This is a genomic window from Nonomuraea endophytica (genome assembly GCF_014203235.1).
Lineage (GTDB): Bacteria > Actinomycetota > Actinomycetes > Streptosporangiales > Streptosporangiaceae > Nonomuraea > Nonomuraea endophytica.
On the sequence record NZ_JACHIN010000008.1, the window covers coordinates 63,395 to 77,937 of the forward strand.

At 70.0% G+C, this 14,543-nt stretch carries 15 protein-coding genes; 8 read left to right on the forward strand and 7 right to left on the reverse strand.

Annotation, left to right across the window (positions count from 1 at the left end):
- Positions 1 to 112 precede the first annotated feature (112 nt).
- Both ddaH and rocD read left to right on the forward strand, forming a co-directional pair.
- Positions 113 to 904 carry a dimethylargininase gene (gene ddaH / locus HNR40_RS28145; protein WP_184966518.1) on the forward strand — a complete coding sequence of 264 codons (792 nt, stop codon included), beginning with the start codon at positions 113 to 115 and terminating at the stop codon, positions 902 to 904.
- A gap of 38 nt (positions 905 to 942) precedes the next feature.
- Positions 943 to 2,154, forward strand: a complete 1,212-nt coding sequence (rocD, locus tag HNR40_RS28150) for an ornithine--oxo-acid transaminase (RefSeq protein ID WP_184966527.1) — start codon at positions 943 to 945, stop codon at positions 2,152 to 2,154.
- 136 nt (positions 2,155 to 2,290) lie between these two features.
- Here the strand turns inward: rocD and HNR40_RS28155 are convergent, their stop codons facing one another.
- The 4 genes from HNR40_RS28155 to HNR40_RS28170 form a co-directional block, all read right to left on the reverse strand.
- Positions 2,291 to 3,388: a hypothetical protein gene (locus HNR40_RS28155; protein WP_184966529.1), complete on the reverse strand. Its 1,098-nt coding sequence runs from the start codon at positions 3,386 to 3,388 to the stop codon at positions 2,291 to 2,293.
- Positions 3,381 to 3,968, reverse strand: coding sequence for an RNA polymerase sigma factor (locus HNR40_RS28160; RefSeq protein ID WP_184966531.1), 588 nt, complete (start codon positions 3,966 to 3,968; stop codon positions 3,381 to 3,383). The genes HNR40_RS28155 and HNR40_RS28160 overlap by 8 nt, the downstream gene beginning before the upstream one ends.
- 460 nt (positions 3,969 to 4,428) lie before the next feature.
- Positions 4,429 to 5,142 (reverse strand): methyltransferase domain-containing protein, encoded by a 714-nt coding sequence (locus HNR40_RS56560; protein ID WP_184966533.1) that lies wholly within the window; start codon positions 5,140 to 5,142, stop codon positions 4,429 to 4,431.
- 22 nt (positions 5,143 to 5,164) lie between these two features.
- Positions 5,165 to 6,706 carry an alkaline phosphatase D family protein gene (locus tag HNR40_RS28170; RefSeq protein ID WP_184966535.1) on the reverse strand — a complete coding sequence of 514 codons (1,542 nt, stop codon included), beginning with the start codon at positions 6,704 to 6,706 and terminating at the stop codon, positions 5,165 to 5,167.
- A gap of 243 nt (positions 6,707 to 6,949) precedes the next feature.
- Between HNR40_RS28170 and HNR40_RS28175 the strand changes: the two genes are divergently transcribed.
- The 3 genes from HNR40_RS28175 (at position 6,950) to HNR40_RS28185 (ending at position 8,986) form a co-directional block, all read left to right on the forward strand.
- Complete coding sequence (locus HNR40_RS28175; protein WP_184966537.1) at positions 6,950 to 8,227, forward strand: Glu/Leu/Phe/Val family dehydrogenase; 1,278 nt, start codon at positions 6,950 to 6,952, stop codon at positions 8,225 to 8,227.
- Positions 8,228 to 8,302: 75 nt separating this feature from the next.
- Complete coding sequence (locus HNR40_RS28180) at positions 8,303 to 8,491, forward strand: hypothetical protein (protein WP_184966539.1); 189 nt, start codon at positions 8,303 to 8,305, stop codon at positions 8,489 to 8,491.
- A 15-nt stretch (positions 8,492 to 8,506) separates the two neighbouring features.
- A complete protein-coding gene (locus HNR40_RS28185) occupies positions 8,507 to 8,986 on the forward strand; it encodes a cupin domain-containing protein (protein WP_184966541.1) in 480 nt (159 codons plus the stop codon).
- Between the two features lie 3 nt (positions 8,987 to 8,989).
- On the opposite strand, the gene HNR40_RS28190 is transcribed toward HNR40_RS28185, so the two are convergent.
- Positions 8,990 to 9,361, reverse strand: coding sequence for a VOC family protein (locus HNR40_RS28190; RefSeq protein ID WP_184966543.1), 372 nt, complete (start codon positions 9,359 to 9,361; stop codon positions 8,990 to 8,992).
- Between the two features lie 170 nt (positions 9,362 to 9,531).
- On the opposite strand from HNR40_RS28190, the gene HNR40_RS28195 reads away from it, so the two are divergent.
- The 3 genes from HNR40_RS28195 to HNR40_RS28205 are packed head-to-tail and all read left to right on the forward strand — an operon-like array spanning position 9,532 to position 12,760.
- Entirely contained in the window at positions 9,532 to 10,911 is a 1,380-nt protein-coding gene (locus HNR40_RS28195) for an APC family permease (RefSeq protein ID WP_184966545.1), read from the forward strand.
- Positions 10,908 to 11,918 (forward strand): acetamidase/formamidase family protein, encoded by a 1,011-nt coding sequence (locus HNR40_RS28200; RefSeq protein ID WP_184966547.1) that lies wholly within the window; start codon positions 10,908 to 10,910, stop codon positions 11,916 to 11,918. Before HNR40_RS28195 ends, HNR40_RS28200 begins: the two co-directional genes overlap by 4 nt.
- A gap of 53 nt (positions 11,919 to 11,971) precedes the next feature.
- Positions 11,972 to 12,760: a trypsin-like serine peptidase gene (locus HNR40_RS28205; protein ID WP_184966549.1), complete on the forward strand. Its 789-nt coding sequence runs from the start codon at positions 11,972 to 11,974 to the stop codon at positions 12,758 to 12,760.
- Here HNR40_RS28205 and HNR40_RS28210 read toward each other — a convergent pair.
- Together HNR40_RS28210 and HNR40_RS28215 are read right to left on the reverse strand one after the other, a co-directional pair.
- Positions 12,744 to 13,634 (reverse strand): Gfo/Idh/MocA family protein, encoded by an 891-nt coding sequence (locus tag HNR40_RS28210; RefSeq protein WP_184966551.1) that lies wholly within the window; start codon positions 13,632 to 13,634, stop codon positions 12,744 to 12,746. The two genes, HNR40_RS28205 and HNR40_RS28210, sit on opposite strands and share 17 nt — an antisense overlap.
- The gene (locus tag HNR40_RS28215) at positions 13,631 to 14,542 is read right to left on the reverse strand and encodes an NAD-dependent epimerase/dehydratase family protein (RefSeq protein WP_184966552.1); all 912 of its coding nucleotides are present in this window, start codon (positions 14,540 to 14,542) and stop codon (positions 13,631 to 13,633) included. The genes HNR40_RS28210 and HNR40_RS28215 overlap by 4 nt, the downstream gene beginning before the upstream one ends.
- Position 14,543: the final 1 nt, after the last annotated feature.

Below are 14,543 nucleotides of genomic sequence, written 5' to 3' on the forward strand. Positions count from 1 at the left end.
GCAATATCGGCCGCTTGGCCTGCATAATCATGCATTCTTAGGCTGTCTCCGTCCCCCGAGATGCCCCTGGTGGCCCGGAGGGGATCCCCCGACGAAGATGACGGAGACCCGCATGCCCAAGCACTTCCTGATGTGCCGCCCCGAGCACTTCACGGTGGAGTACGCGATCAACCCCTGGATGGACCCCGAGGCGGGCGCCGATCGCGAAGTCGCCGTGCGGCAATGGGAAGGGCTGAAGGCCGCTTATGAGACCCTCGGCCACCAGGTCAGCCTGATCGACCCGGTCGAGGGCCTGCCGGACATGGTGTTCGCCGCCAACGGCGCCACGGTGGTCGGCGGTCGTGTGTACGGCGCGCGGTTCGCCTTCCCCCAGCGCGGCCCGGAGGGCCCGGCCTACCTGCGCTGGTTCGAGGAGCGCGGCTACCAGGTGAAGAACCCCGAGCACGTGAACGAGGGCGAGGGCGACTTCCTGACGCTCGACGAGTTCGTCCTCGCGGGCACGGGTTTCCGCACCGACGTGCGGGCGCACCAGGAGGCCCAGGAGTTCCTCGGCCGCCCGGTGATCTCGTTGTCGCTGGTCGACCCGCGTTTCTACCACCTCGACACGGCGCTATTCTCACTCGACGGACGCAATGTCGCCTACTACCCCGGCGCCTTCTCCGAAGGCAGCCAGGAGGTGCTGAAGCGGCTGTTTCCCGAAGCGGTCCTGGCCACGGCGGCCGATGCCGAGGTTCTCGGTCTCAACGCGGTCAGCGACGGCGAGCACATCGTCATCAACTCCGAGGCGGGCGAGCTCCAGCTGGAGCTCAAGCGGCGCGGCTACGAAGTGATCCCCGTCGAGCTGGCCGAGCTGCGCAAGGCCGGTGGCGGGCCGAAGTGCTGCACGCTCGAAATCCGGGCATAACAGAAAATCCCGGACATAACATGAAATAGGGGGAGATAATGACCAGCACCACAGAAGAGCTGATTGAGATCAGCGAGCGGCGCAGCGCGCACAACTACCACCCGCTTCCCATCGTGATCCACGAGGCGCACGGCGCCTGGGTGACCGACGTCGAGGGCAAGCGCTACCTGGACTTCCTGTCCGGCTACTCCAGCCTGAACTTCGGCCACGGCAACCCGAAGATCATCGAGGCGGCGCAGGCCCAGCTCCAGAACCTCACGCTCACCAGCCGTGCCTTCTACCACGACCAGTTCGCCGCGTTCTGCACCGGACTGGGCGACCTGACCGGCAAGGACATGATCCTGCCGATGAACACCGGCGCCGAGGCGGTCGAGACCGCGATCAAGGTCTCCCGCAAGTGGGGCTATGAAGTCAAGGGCGTCGCGCCGGAGCAGGCCAACATCATCGTGATGGAGGACAACTTCCACGGGCGTACCACCACGATCATCAGCTTCTCCACCGACCCCGACGCGCACGACAACTTCGGCCCGTACACGCCCGGCTTCAAGATCGTGAAGTACGGCTCCGCCGAGGCCGTCCGCGAGGCCATCGACACCAACACCGTCGCCGTCCTGGTCGAACCCATCCAGGGCGAGGCCGGAGTCCTGGTGCCGCCGGACGGCTACCTCACCCAGCTGCGCGAGATCTGCACCGAGAACAACGTTCTCATGATCGCCGACGAGATCCAGTCCGGCCTCGGCCGTACCGGCAAGACGTTCGCCTGCGACCACGAAGGCGTCGTGCCCGACATCTACATCATGGGCAAGGCCCTCGGCGGCGGCGTCGTCCCGGTCAGCGCCATCGCGGCCGACCAGGACGTCCTCGGCGTCATCAAGCCCGGCCAGCACGGCTCCACGTTCGGCGGCAACCCGCTGGCCTGCGCCGTCGGCAACGCCGTCATCGAGATCCTCAACACCGGCGAGTACCAGGCCAGGGCCACCCAGCTCGGCGAGGTACTCCACGCCCGCCTGAACGAACTGATCGGCAAGGGCGTCGTCACGGTACGCGGACGCGGGTTGTGGGCAGGCGTCGACATCGACCCGTCGCTGGCCACCGGCCGCGAGGTCTCCAAGGCCCTGATGGCCCGCGGCGTCCTGGCCAAGGACACCCACGGGTCGACGATCCGGCTGGCCCCGCCGATCGTCATCTCCGAGGAGGACCTCCTCCGGGCCGTCGACCTGCTCGCCGACGCCATCGCCTCCTTCCAGTAACACGACCTCCTCCGGAAGATCCGCCCGCCCGGGGGTCCTGTGTCCGGAACAGCTCTCCGGGCGCCGCTCACCAGAGGCGCCTCGGTTCAGGAAGGCGGCTCACCAGGAGTGATCCTCCTGGCGAGCCGCCTTTCCGTCAGCTTCCCGTCGGGATCGGAGTCGGCTCCAAGCTCGCCTCCAGGTCCACGCTGGAGGGGTCCGGCGTCGGGGCGAGCGTCTCAGCTGTGGGCGTGGCCGTCGGCGGGGGCGAGTTCGCGGGGGTGGCCTCGGGCGGAGGGGGAAGGGTGGGACTGGCCGAAGCCGCGGGCTTGTCCTGCGAGCAGGAGGCGAGCAGCTGGCCGTCCACCTCGGGCAGGGTGTCGGCCACCCGCATGCCGAGCTGAGCCGTCAGCGCCAGGACGCTGCCCTCGGGCGCCTCCGCCTCCTTCTCGTCCACGACCGTGTGCCGCAGGCCCATGTACTGGCTGGTCACCGGGTCGAAGATGAGCTGCTGGAGCACCCCGTCGTACACCAGCCCGATCCCGATCCCCGTGCGGCCGGTCATGTCCGCGACCCCGTCGGCCACCCGCACGCCCGGGATCTCCTTGAGCGCCGCGATCAGCGCGTCCAGCCGCTCCTTGGTCAGATACCGCTCGACGATCATCCCCCGCGCCCGGTCGAACGCGGCGGCGGCCGGGTCCGGTTCCGGGTTGCCGTCCGGCTCGGCGAGCTGTGCCCGCAGCGCCGCCGGGTCGGAGGACGGGGTGGGCGGCGACTCGGGGCACCCGCCCAGCCGCAGCCATCTGGTGCCCGGCTCCTCAGGCGCCGGCGACGACTGGGACGGCTGCGTCTCGATCCGGACGTACACCGGCTCGGTCCCCGACGCCGTCAGCCACACCTGCCGTTTCACCTGCTTCATGACGGCGCCCTCCACGCCGGACCAGACCTGGGACAGGCCGCCCTCGGTCCCCTGCGACTCGACCACGATGTACTGGCCGGGCTGAGGATCGAGCCCACCCGGCGAGGCCACCATGCCCGGCTCCTCGCGGGCGAGCGCCCCCGCCACTCCCCCGACCAGCAGCACGGTCACTCCGAACGCCGCCACCGACTGCCAGCCCAGCCGCGGGAGCCTGAACCCGCCCCGCCCCCCGCGCGCCGCACGTACCAGCTCCTCCCGCGCCCGCGAGCGAGCCCCTTCCGGGTACGGCGGAGCCGCCGGACGGCCTTCTGCGAACGTCCTGATCTCGTCATCCACGGTGGGCCTCCTCGGCAGCGAACGGATCGGCACCGCCGAGAGCCCTGCGCACCTTCACCCGCAGCCGATGCAGCCGCGAGCGGACGGTGCCGACCGGGATGCCCAGCGCCAGGGCCGCGTCCTCGTAGGTGAGGTCGGCCCAGGCGAGCAGGAGCAGCAGGTCGCGTTCCGCCGCGGTCAGCTTGGTGAGCGCCCGCGCCAGCCTGGGCTGGAGCAGTTCGGCGCTGACCCGGTCGGCGCTGCGCTCGTCGAAGCCGTCCGGGCGGTCGGCGCTCACCTTGGCCATGGCCTGGTTGCGGCGGCGCTCGGCCCTGCGGTGCTGGGCCACGACGTTGGTGGCGATGCCGTACAGCCAGGGTCTGGCGTCGGGGCGGGCCAGGTCGTAGCGGGCGCGGGCACGGAAGGCGACGAGGAACACCTCGCCGGTCACGTCCTCGGCGAGCTCGGCGCCCAGCCTGCGGGCGGCGTACCGGTGGATCTCCTCGGCGTGCCGGTCGAACAGCGCGGCGAAGCTCTCGGGGTCGCCCAGTGAACGCCCGATCAGCGCCGCGTCGTCCAGCCGTTCTTGAACACCCACCACGTTCCGGTCCTCTCGTGTGCGGTCACCCTGTTGTTGACCGCACCCGAAACCCCGGTTCCACCTTTCTTTCCCACCATCATGAACACCCCCCGCCGGACGCACCCAACACCCCGCCGAGCAACGCTCGGAAGAGAGAACGCCCTGGTCGGACTATGGATTTGAACCCGAGACACCTTCATGTGGAGAGTCCCGCCGCGGGTGACGCAGCGATCAGGCGTCTCAGCCAAGACTCAGCCGTCCTGTCTCACCGCACGCGCAGGCCGCGCGCCGAAGGCGTGCACGGTCGATGCGCCCGAGCGGAGCGAGGACCGTTGACCAGGGCGGGCTCCAACCGGGCTACCACCTAGCCGGGTAACGGGTGGAAGCTCGAGAAGAACGCCCGAGCTTCAGCTCGACTGGAGAAACGCCTGGAACCCACACGCGCGAAGCGCGCCGAGGTGGAAGTCCGTGCCTGTGGGGGTTAGGGGTGGTGCCAGGTGAGGAGGCCGTCGGGGGCGGGGGTGGGGGTGAAGCCGGCGGCGGTGAGTTCGGTGGTCAGCTCGTCCAGGGTGGGCCGGTAGCCGTCGGTCTCCACGATGTCCTCGCTGATGACGACTCCCCGCTGCAGGATCCGGTAGGAGAAGCGCGAGGTGGCCTTCTCGGGTGTGGCCGACACGACCTGTCCGGCGATCTCGTACGTGTGCCGCCCCACCCGGTACGACCCCATGACCTCCGGCGGCCCGGGTACGCCCACGGGCCGCTGCCGCCAGTTGAAGATCAGCCGGCCGCCCGGCCGGAGCTGCCTGGCCAGCGTCTCCCACAGCTTCGGGCGCTCCTCAGGCGCGAAGCCGTACAGGACGGAGATCATCACGACGGCCTCGACGGGTTCGTCGAGGTCGGCGTCGAGCGCTCCGTAGGGCAGGACGGTCACCCGCTCGCGCAGGGCGGGCCGGTCGGACAGGCGGGAGAGCAGGATGGCGCGCATGCCGAGCGACGGCTCGACCGCGAAGATCTCGCCGGCCACGGTGTCGCCGATGACCTGCGTGATGAGGCCGGTACCGGCGCCGATCTCCAGGACGCCGCCGGTGACGCCGTCGAGGAGGGGCGGCAGGAGCTTCCTGATCTCGGGGACGTGGCCGTCCTCGTGCCACAGGTCGTAGAAGGGTGCGGTGCGGGTGTAGGCGTCCTGAGTCACAAGACCCGAACGATAATGGTTTTCATGTTAGATGTACAGTCTCGATGGGTTTGACCGTGTTGTCGGTGGCCTCGTACCAGGTGACCGAGTTCGGAAAGGTCATTACGGCCAGCGCGTTCTGGAACCACGGCCCGTGCGTCACCCGCCACCGGATCGGCGGGCGCGGGATGCGGGCCAGCTTGGCCAGCGTCCCCCCGATCATCGTGGCGATGCCGAACTGGGTGAACACGTTGGCCAGCCGCAGCAGCCTGCTGAGCGGGTTGCGGATGGGCGAGCAGACGAGCTGGGTGATGTTGCGGGACTTGGCGACGTAGGAGTAGTGGACGTCGCCGGACAGGATCATCACCGGCACGCCCGTCTTCAGCAGGAGCTTGGCCAGCGAGTCGAACGAACGCCGGAACGCCGCCCAGTGCTCCAGGTCGAACGCCTGCCGGAACATCTCCGAGAGCCGGGCGACCAGCTTGCCCCACTTGCCGTCGCACAGGGCCTCGTTCCAGTTCTGCACGGAATGCACGCCCTCGGGCAGCATGAACGGGATCGACGAGCCGATGATCAGCCGCTCGGCCGGAAGCGCGACCTGCTCCTCCAGCCAGGCCCACTCGACGGCGTCGAGCATGCGCCGGTCGCCCGGCGTGAGCTGGCGGGCGCAGCGGGTGTCGACGATGAGCAGCCGGGTGTGGCCGAGGTCGCGGGCGTAACTCCACCGGTTGCTGCTCGGCTCGGCGTCGGCCCGTTCGGCGAAGGCGTCCAGGCGCTCGGAGCCCGCGCCCTTCATGAGGTCCTGCAGCAGCGGGTCGGACGCCCGCTCCGCCGGTGAGAGGTTGCCCAGGTGCTGGTAGACCCAGTACGCGCCGAGCCCGGAGATCACCCGGTGCTTCCACCAGAACACCTTGGCCATGGTCTCGCGCCAGGTCTGGGAGGTGTTCCAGTCGTCGCGCACGTCGTGGTCGTCGAAGATCATGGCGGTCGGCACCGTGGACAGGAGCCAGCGCAGCTCCGGTTCGGTCCAGGCCAGCCGGTAGAGCTCGGCGTATTCCTCGAAGTCGGCGATCTCGTCCTGCGGCGCGGTGGTGCGCCGGGCGTGGATGAACTCCAGCATCTCGGGCGAGGGGTTGTCGGCGTAGACCTGGTCGCCGAGAAGCAGCAGCAGGTCGGGCCAGTCGGGGTCGTCGGCGGTCTCGAGGTGGTCGCCGAAGGCGCGCAGCACGTCGGGTCCGTGCGTGCGTACGTGCGCCGCGTCATGGGGCACGCTGGTGCGGCAGGAGCCGAACGCCAGCCGGCGCGGCCCCTCGGGCGGGATCAACCGGATCCGGCTGGGCGCGCGGCCCTCCAGCGGCCAGACGGAGGTGCCGTCCAGCTCGACCCGGTACTCCGGCACGTCCCGTGTCAGCTCGGTGAGATCGACGATGGCGTAGTGGTGGCCGTGCACGGTGAACGTCGGCGAGGAGTGCTCGCCGTCGCGTGTCGAGACCGTGACCTGGCATGGCTCGTCGGTTTCTACCCATATGGACGCGCTGGTCTCATCGACGTAGCGCAGCATGGGACCGATCACCAACCCGGGCATCCCACCCCCTCATGTGACAGTTCGGCGAAGAGCTTCTACCCAGCCTGCCAGTGTGGCACGTTCCCTGAGTGACGATCACACGCTTGGATTTGTACACAACGGATCGGCTCCGAATCTGGACAGAATCCCTACACAATTCAAAACCACTCGATATAGGCTGATCGCGACAAGAACGTCCAAATGGATCGAGCAACGGCGCTTAATCCACTGACTTGGGCGTACATAACAGGAGGATTTCCTTCCATGAGCATCATGGTGCCGTCAAAGACGCCGGCCCTGATCACCCCGGGACAACAGGCTCTCGACTCCGCTCTCCACCAGCTCGGCCACGCGGCCGAGCACCTCGGTCTCGACGACGGGCTGCGCACGATGCTGGCCACGCCACGCCGTTCGCTGACCGTCTCCGTGCCGGTCCGCCGCGAGGACGGCCGCATGGACGTGGTCCAGGGCTTCCGTGTCCAGCACAACGTATCGCGCGGCCCCGCCAAGGGCGGCATCCGCTTTCATCCCCATACCGACATCCACGAGGTCACCGCGCTGGCGATGTGGATGACCTGGAAGTGCGCGCTCGTCGGCATCCCGTACGGCGGCGCCAAGGGCGGTGTGTCCGTCGACCCGGCCGCGCTGACCACCCGCGAACTGGAGCGGCTCACCCGCCGCTACGTCAACGAGATTTTGCCGCTCATCGGCCCGGAGAAGGACATCCCCGCCCCTGACGTCGGCACCGACGAGCAGACCATGGCGTGGATCATGGACACCTACAGCGTCAACGCCGGCTACTCGGTGCCCGGCGTCGTCACCGGCAAGCCGATGACGCTGGGCGGCTCCCTGGGCCGCGCCGGGGCGACCTCGCGCGGCGTGCAGATCGCGGCCCTGGCCGCGCTCGGCCGCTCGCCCGAGGGCGTGACCGTGGCCGTGCAGGGCTTCGGCAAGGTGGGCGCGCTGGCCGCGCAGTACCTCGCCGACGTGGGCTGCAAGGTCGTGGCCGTCTCCGACGTGCGCGGCGCGGTCTGCGCGCCGTCCGGCCTGGACGTCGCCGACCTGCGCGCCTACAGCGCCGAGACCGGCAGCGTGTACGGCTACCGCCACGCCGACGCCCTGGGCCACGCCGAGCTGTTCGAGCTGGACGTGGACCTGCTGGTCCCGGCGGCGCTCGAAGGTGTGATCACCGAGGAGAACGCGCCGAGGATCCGTGCCCGCCTCATCGTCGAGGGGGCCAACGGCCCGACCACCCCGGAGGCCGACGAGATCCTGGCCGCCTCCGGCACCACCGTCGTGCCGGACATCCTGGCCAACGCGGGCGGCGTGATCGTGTCGTACCTGGAGTGGGTGCAGAACATGCAGGCCTTCTCCTGGAGCGCCGCCGAGGTCGAGATGAAGCTGCGCGACCTGATGCGCAGCGCGTACGGCGAGGTGAAGTCGCTGGCCGCGGAGAAGAGCCTGACGCTGCGCCAGGCCGCCCACGTCATCGGCGTGGGCCGGGTGGCCGAGGCGCACCAGATGCGCGGCCTCTACCCGTGAGCGCGACTTAAGTAGGTGGCGTGACCGCCCTGGGACCGATGTTCCGCTCCCGGGGCGGCTGCGAGGCTGAGCCCCATGAGAGCAATCGTGGGGTTCATCCTCCTCATCCAAGGGGTGGCCGGCTTCGTCGGCCTCACGTTCTTCGACTCCAAGTGGGGTCTGCTGCACCGCGTCGCCGAGGTCCCGAACTGGGGCTACCTGGCCATCGGGCTGGTGGGGGCAGGCCTGGTCATGTGGGGTGAGTCGGCCAAGAAGAAGAGCTAGCCGTACGCTCTGACCATGACTTATCCGGATCCGATCTACCACGGCGACCAGGGCGAGAAGAGCGCCCTGCACCGCCCGGCGGGCCACGCGCCCGAGCTCGTCTACCCCAACGGCAACGAGGTTCACTACATCGCCACCGGCGCCTCGACCGGGGGCCTGTTCGGCCTCTACCGCTGGGTCATGGGGCCGACGCCCAGCGGACCCGGCCCCCACTTCCACAAGACGATCACCGAGTCGTTCTACGTGCTGCGCGGCACGATCCGCATCTTCAACGGCGACGAGTGGCTGGAGACCGAGCCGGGCGACTGGGTGCACGTCCCGGCCGGGGGCATCCACGGCTTCAGGAACGAGTCCGGCGAACCCGCGGAGATGCTCCTGCACTTCTCCCCCGGCGCGCCCCGCGAGGGGTACTTCGAGGGCCTGGTGGAGTCGGCGGACATGACCGACGAGGAGCGTGCCGCGTTCTACCTGCGCCATGACAACTACTGGCTGTAGGGGTCAGGCGTAGGGGGCGGTGATGACCTCCATGTTGTGGCCGTCGGGGTCGTCGAAGTAGACGCCGCGGCCGCCGTACAGGTGGTTGATCTCACCGGAGGTGTGGTGGCCTGGATCGGCCCAGAACTCCAGGCCAGCCTCCTGAATCCGGGCGAAGATCGCGTCGAACTCCGGTTCGCTGACGATGAAGCAGTAGTGGTTCGGCTGGATCGACGTGGCTTCCATGTAGTCGAGCGTGACGCCGTTGGAGGTCTCCAGCGGCGTGAACGGCCCCCAGTCCTTGCCCACCGGGAGGCCGAGGATCCCGCCCAGGAACTCGGCGGAGGCACGCTTGTTCCGGCTCTGCACAATGGTGTGGTTCAGGTCGACTGCCATACCAGCCAAGCTATGCCCGGCCCGGCCGCGATGCCAGGCGGCCGGGCGTCGCAGCACATCGGCCCACCAGCCCCATATATCCAGAATTGCCCCTTTCGCATGGGAGCACCGCCGGTGGATACTCGCGATCATCAAGCCCCCACAGGGGCTGCGTGAGAGGACCCGGCAACATGCCCACACCCCCCAAAACCGTGGAGCAGTTCGGCTACCGCCAAGAGCTCCAGAGAACCCTGGGCTTCGCGGATCTGATGATCTACGGGCTCATCTTCATGGTGCCGATCGCGCCGTTCGGCATCTTCGGCAGCGTCTTCGCGGCCTCCGGCGGCATGGTCGCCCTGGCCTACGTCGTCGGCCTGGTCGCGATGGCGTTCACGGCGCTGTCGTACGCCCAGATGGCCAAGGCCTTCCCGATGGCCGGATCGGTCTACACCTACGCCGGCCGGGGCATCGCCGCCCCCGTCGGGTTCATCGCCGGATGGGCGATTCTGCTCGACTACCTGCTGGTGCCCGGCTTGTTGTACCTGGTCGCCGGCGTCGCCATGAACTCCTTCGTGCCCGTCGTCCCGGTCTGGGGATGGGTGGTGGTCTTCGTGGCGCTCAACACCGTGGTCAACTACCTGGGCATCCAGATGACCGTGCGCATCACCCGGATCATGCTGGTCGCCGAGCTGATCGTGCTCGCGATCTTCCTGGTGGTCGGCGTGGTCGCGCTGGCCCAGGGCAAGGCGCAGACGGGCGCGCTGACCCCGCTCTTCGACTCCTCGACGTTCACGCTGCCGCTGGTGTTCGGCGCCGCGTCGGTGGCCGTGCTGTCCTTCCTCGGCTTCGACGGCATTTCGACGCTGGCCGAGGAGAGCCGCGAGGACGGCAGGCGGCTGGGCCGTTCCATGGTGGCCGCGCTCGCGCTGGCGGCCGTGCTGTTCGTGGCGCAGACCTGGGTGGCGGCGCTGCTCACGCCCAACCGGGCCACGCTGCTGCAGAAGGGCGACCCGGCCGGCAGCGCCTTCTACGACACCGCGGCCTTCGCCGGCGGCCCCTGGCTGGCCACGCTCACCGCCGTCGCCACCGCGATCGCCTGGGGCTTCGCCAACTCGCTGGTCGCCCAGGCGGCCACGTCCCGGCTGCTGTTCGCGATGGCCCGCGACCGCCAGCTGCCCGCGTTCCTGGCGCGCGTCCACCCCCGCCACAAGGTCCCGGTCAACGCCACGCTCGTGGTCGCCGCGCTCTCGCTGGCGCTGGGCGTCTACATGAGCACCCGCGCGGACGGCATCCCGCTGATGAGCTCGCTGGTCAACTTCGGTGCGATGAGCGCCTTCCTGCTGCTGCACGTCGCCGTCGTGGTCCACTATTTGCTACGGCAACGCAGCTCCAACCTGATCGCCCACCTCCTGGTCCCGTTGCTGGGGTTCGGGATCCTGGTCTTCGTCGTCGTCAACGCGAACGTGGCCGCGCAGCGGCTGGGGTTCGCCTGGCTCGGGCTGGGACTGGTGGTCCTGGCCGTCACCTACGTCGCGGGCCGCCGCCCGCGCCTGCCGGAAGAGGTCGCGTGAACATCCAGCCCTACCGCCCCGAGCCGGACGAGCTGAGCTACACCTTCGGCGGCCGGGCTCCGGTCGGCGAGGTACGGCCCGGCACGATCCTGGAGCTCTACACCGAGGACTGCTTCGGCGGCCGGGTGCGGACCGTGGACGACCTGCCGTCACAGGTGTGCGAGTTCCCCTATCTCAACCCGGTGACCGGCCCCTTCCACGTGGTGGGCGCCGAGCCGGGCGACACGATCGCGCTGCACTTCGTCTCGATCACCCCGGCCCGCGACTGGGCGATGTCCACGACGTTCCCGCACTTCGGGGCGCTGACGGCCACCCACACGACCGCGATGCTGCATCAGGCGCTGGAGGAGCGGGTCTGGCGGTACGACCTGGACCTGGAGCGCGGCGTGGCCGTCTACCGGGCCAGGAAGAGCGACTTCACCGTCGAGCTGCCCCTGGACCCCATGCACGGCACCGTCGGCGTCGCCCCGGCGGCCGGTGAGGTCAGGATGACGATCACGCCCGACGCGCACGGCGGCAACATGGACACCCCGGAGCTGCGCGCCGGCGTCACCGTCTACCTGGGCGTCAACGTCGAGGGCGGGCTGTTCGCCATCGGCGACGGGCACGGTCGGCAGGGCCACGGCGAGGTGTGCGGCACCGCGCTGGAGGCCGCGATGAACACCGTCGTCGCGGTGGACCTGATCAAGGGCGTGGGCACGCCCTGGCCGCGTATGGAGGACGACCTGCACCTGATGTCCACGGGCTCGGCCCGCCCGCTGGAGGACGCCTACCGGATCAGCCAGCACGACCTGGTCACCTGGTCGGCCGGGCTGACCGGGCTGGAGACGCTCGACGCCTACCAGCTCATCAGCCAGGCGGGCCAGGCGCCGGTCGGCAACGTGTGCGACACGAACTACACGATGGTCGCCAAGGTCGCCAAGGCCCACCTGCGGGATCCGGCCGCCTACGGCAGCGCCCACGCCCGGCTGCGCGCCCTCGGCGCGGAGTATCTTTCTTCCCGCTGAAAGGCGAGTGTCGCAGGTCAGGGTAATGATCACCTTCGATCTACAGTGGAGGCGTGCTCCGGCTGCTGCTGTCCATGACCCTGCTCAACCCGACGGCCGAGCCACCCCTCGACGCCGTTCCTGCCGCCCACGTGCTCACCCCGGGCGGCGACCGGCTGGGGTACGCCCCGGCCGGCCGCGCCCGGTCCGACACCGGCGTGCTGATCGGCCACGACCCGGTGGCGGGGACGGCCGTGATGTGCGGCGGCGCCGTGCTGAGGTCGCGGAGCAGGAGCCTGGTCCTGACCGCGGCGCACTGCCTCTACCACCGGGGCAGGCGGCTACGCGGGCTGGTGTTCATGCCCGGCTACCACGGGGGTCGGGCGCCGCTGGGCATCTGGCCGGCCGTGCAGAGCTGGGTGCCTTCGGGGTGGCGTGACCAGCCGGACTCCCCCGCCCGGCTGCCCTATGACCTGGCGCTGGTCGGCGTCGCCGGGAAAGGGCGTTCGAGCCTGGAGTCGGTGGCCGGGCGCGGGCTGCGGCCGGTGGCGCGCGGGACGATGTCGCGCGGCCGGGCCCTGGACCTGCTCGGGTATCCGGCCGGGCGGCGCTATCCGGGCACGCGGCTCTATCACTGCCTGGGGCAGGCGGCGCCGTACCGGGGAGTGCTCGTCACGCACAACTGCCACGCGTCCGGCGGCGGGAGCGGCGGCCCCGCCCTGTACGGCGGGGCGGTGGCGGGCGTGGTCTCCTCCTCCAGCCCGCTGTCGGACCCGGCCGGTTTCACCGTGCTGGCGCCGCTGGACTCGCGGCCCTTCGCCCGGATGCTGAGCAGGGCCGACCGCGTCATGCGGCGTGGCTGACGATCTCCTCGCAGATCGCGTGGCTGACCAGCGCGTCACCGGCGTCCAGGACGCGGCCCTCGCGCACGGCGCCCAGGAAGTCCAGCGTGACCTGCTCGATGCCACGCTGCCGGGCGACCGGCACCCAGTCGGGACGGCGGCGCAGGACCTCGCCAGACCCGGTGTAGTCGACGACGTCGCCGAGGTTGACCACGCGGCGCTTGACGCCGTCGCCCATGACCTCGCAGCTCTCCTCCGAGGCGCCGCTGACCCGGTTCATGACGCCGATGGCGGTGAAGCCGTCGCCGGACAGCTCCAGCATCACGTGCTCGACCCGGCCGGCGCGGACCCGGGTGCGGACGCGGGTGCCGCTCACCTCGCCGGGGACCAGGAAGCGCAGGGTGTCCACGACGTGGATGAAGTCGTCGAAGACGACCGGGCGGGGCGCGTCGGGCAGGTTCTCGCGGTTCTTCTCCATGATCACCAGGTGCCTGGGCAGCTCGGCGAGGCCGGCGTAGCCGGGGGCGTACCTGCGGTTGAAGCCGACCATCAGCGAGCGTCCCGCCTCGCGCGCCAAGCCGACCAGCCGCTCGCAGTCGGCGAGGTTGTCGGCGATCGGCTTGTCCACGTAGACGTGCACGCCCGCGCGCAGGAGGGTGTCCACGATCCCGGGGTGCGCGCTCGTGGCGGCGTGGACGAACGCCGCGTCGAGCCCCTCCTCGACCACCTGCTCGGCGGAGGTGAAGCGCTTGGCGATCCGGTGCGCTCCGCCCAGGCGGTCGAGCGTTTCGGTGTTGCGGGTGCAGAGGTGGAGGTCGAGGCCGGGCTGGGCGGCCAGCACGGGGAGGTAGGCCTTCTCCGCGATGTCGCCCAGGCCGATCATGGCAATCTTCATCCGGCCAGGCTAGCCTTCAGCGCCTCGTCGACCGGCGTGGGCGCGACGTCGAAGGTGCGCTGGAAGGCGCTGGAGTCGAGCACGAAGGGCGCGACGAACTGGTAGCGGATGTGGCGGAACTCGCCGATCAGCGGATTGAACAGCCCGGCGACCCGCAGGACGGGCCACGGCAGCACGCTCATCTTGGGCTCGGGGCGGCCGAGGACGGCGGCCATGCCGGCGCCGATCTGCCGGAAGGTCATCGGCTCGTTCGTGGGCACGTGCCAGGCCCTGCCCCAGGCCCGCTCGTCGTTGGCGGCGGTGATGAGCGCGTCGGCGACGTCGGGCAGGTAGGTCCAGCTGTGCGGCACGTCGGCCGGCCAGACGAGCTGGATGGTCTTGCCCGCCTTGAGCGGGTCGATGAAGCGCGAGCCCAGGTACGACTGGTCGGTGGCGCCGGGGCCGAAGAAGTCGGAGCCGCGTACCTCGGTCACCCGGATGCGGCTGGCCTCGTGCAGGGCCAGCGCGTCCTGCCACATCTTGGCCCTGACCATGGCCTTGGGGCTGCGCGAGGCCAGCGGGAGGTCCTCGGTCATGGGGCCGGTGACGGGGCCGTAGGGGTAGAGGTTGCCGAGGATGGCCAGCACCGCGCCGGTGGACTCGGCGGCGGCCAGGAACGCCGCCGACATCGGCGGCCAGTCGGTGAGCCAGCGGTGGTACTTCGGGTTGACGCAGTTGTAGAGGGCGTCGGCGCCCTTGGCCGCCTCGGTCAGCCGGGCGGCGTCGGCCACGTCGGCGGCCACCTTGGTGACGCCTTCCGGGCCGCTGCCCGAGCGGGTGACGACCGTGACGTCCTGGCCGAGGTCGCGGAGCTTGACGGCGAGGTGGGTCCCGACCTGGCCGGAACCGACGATGACGTGCTTACCCATG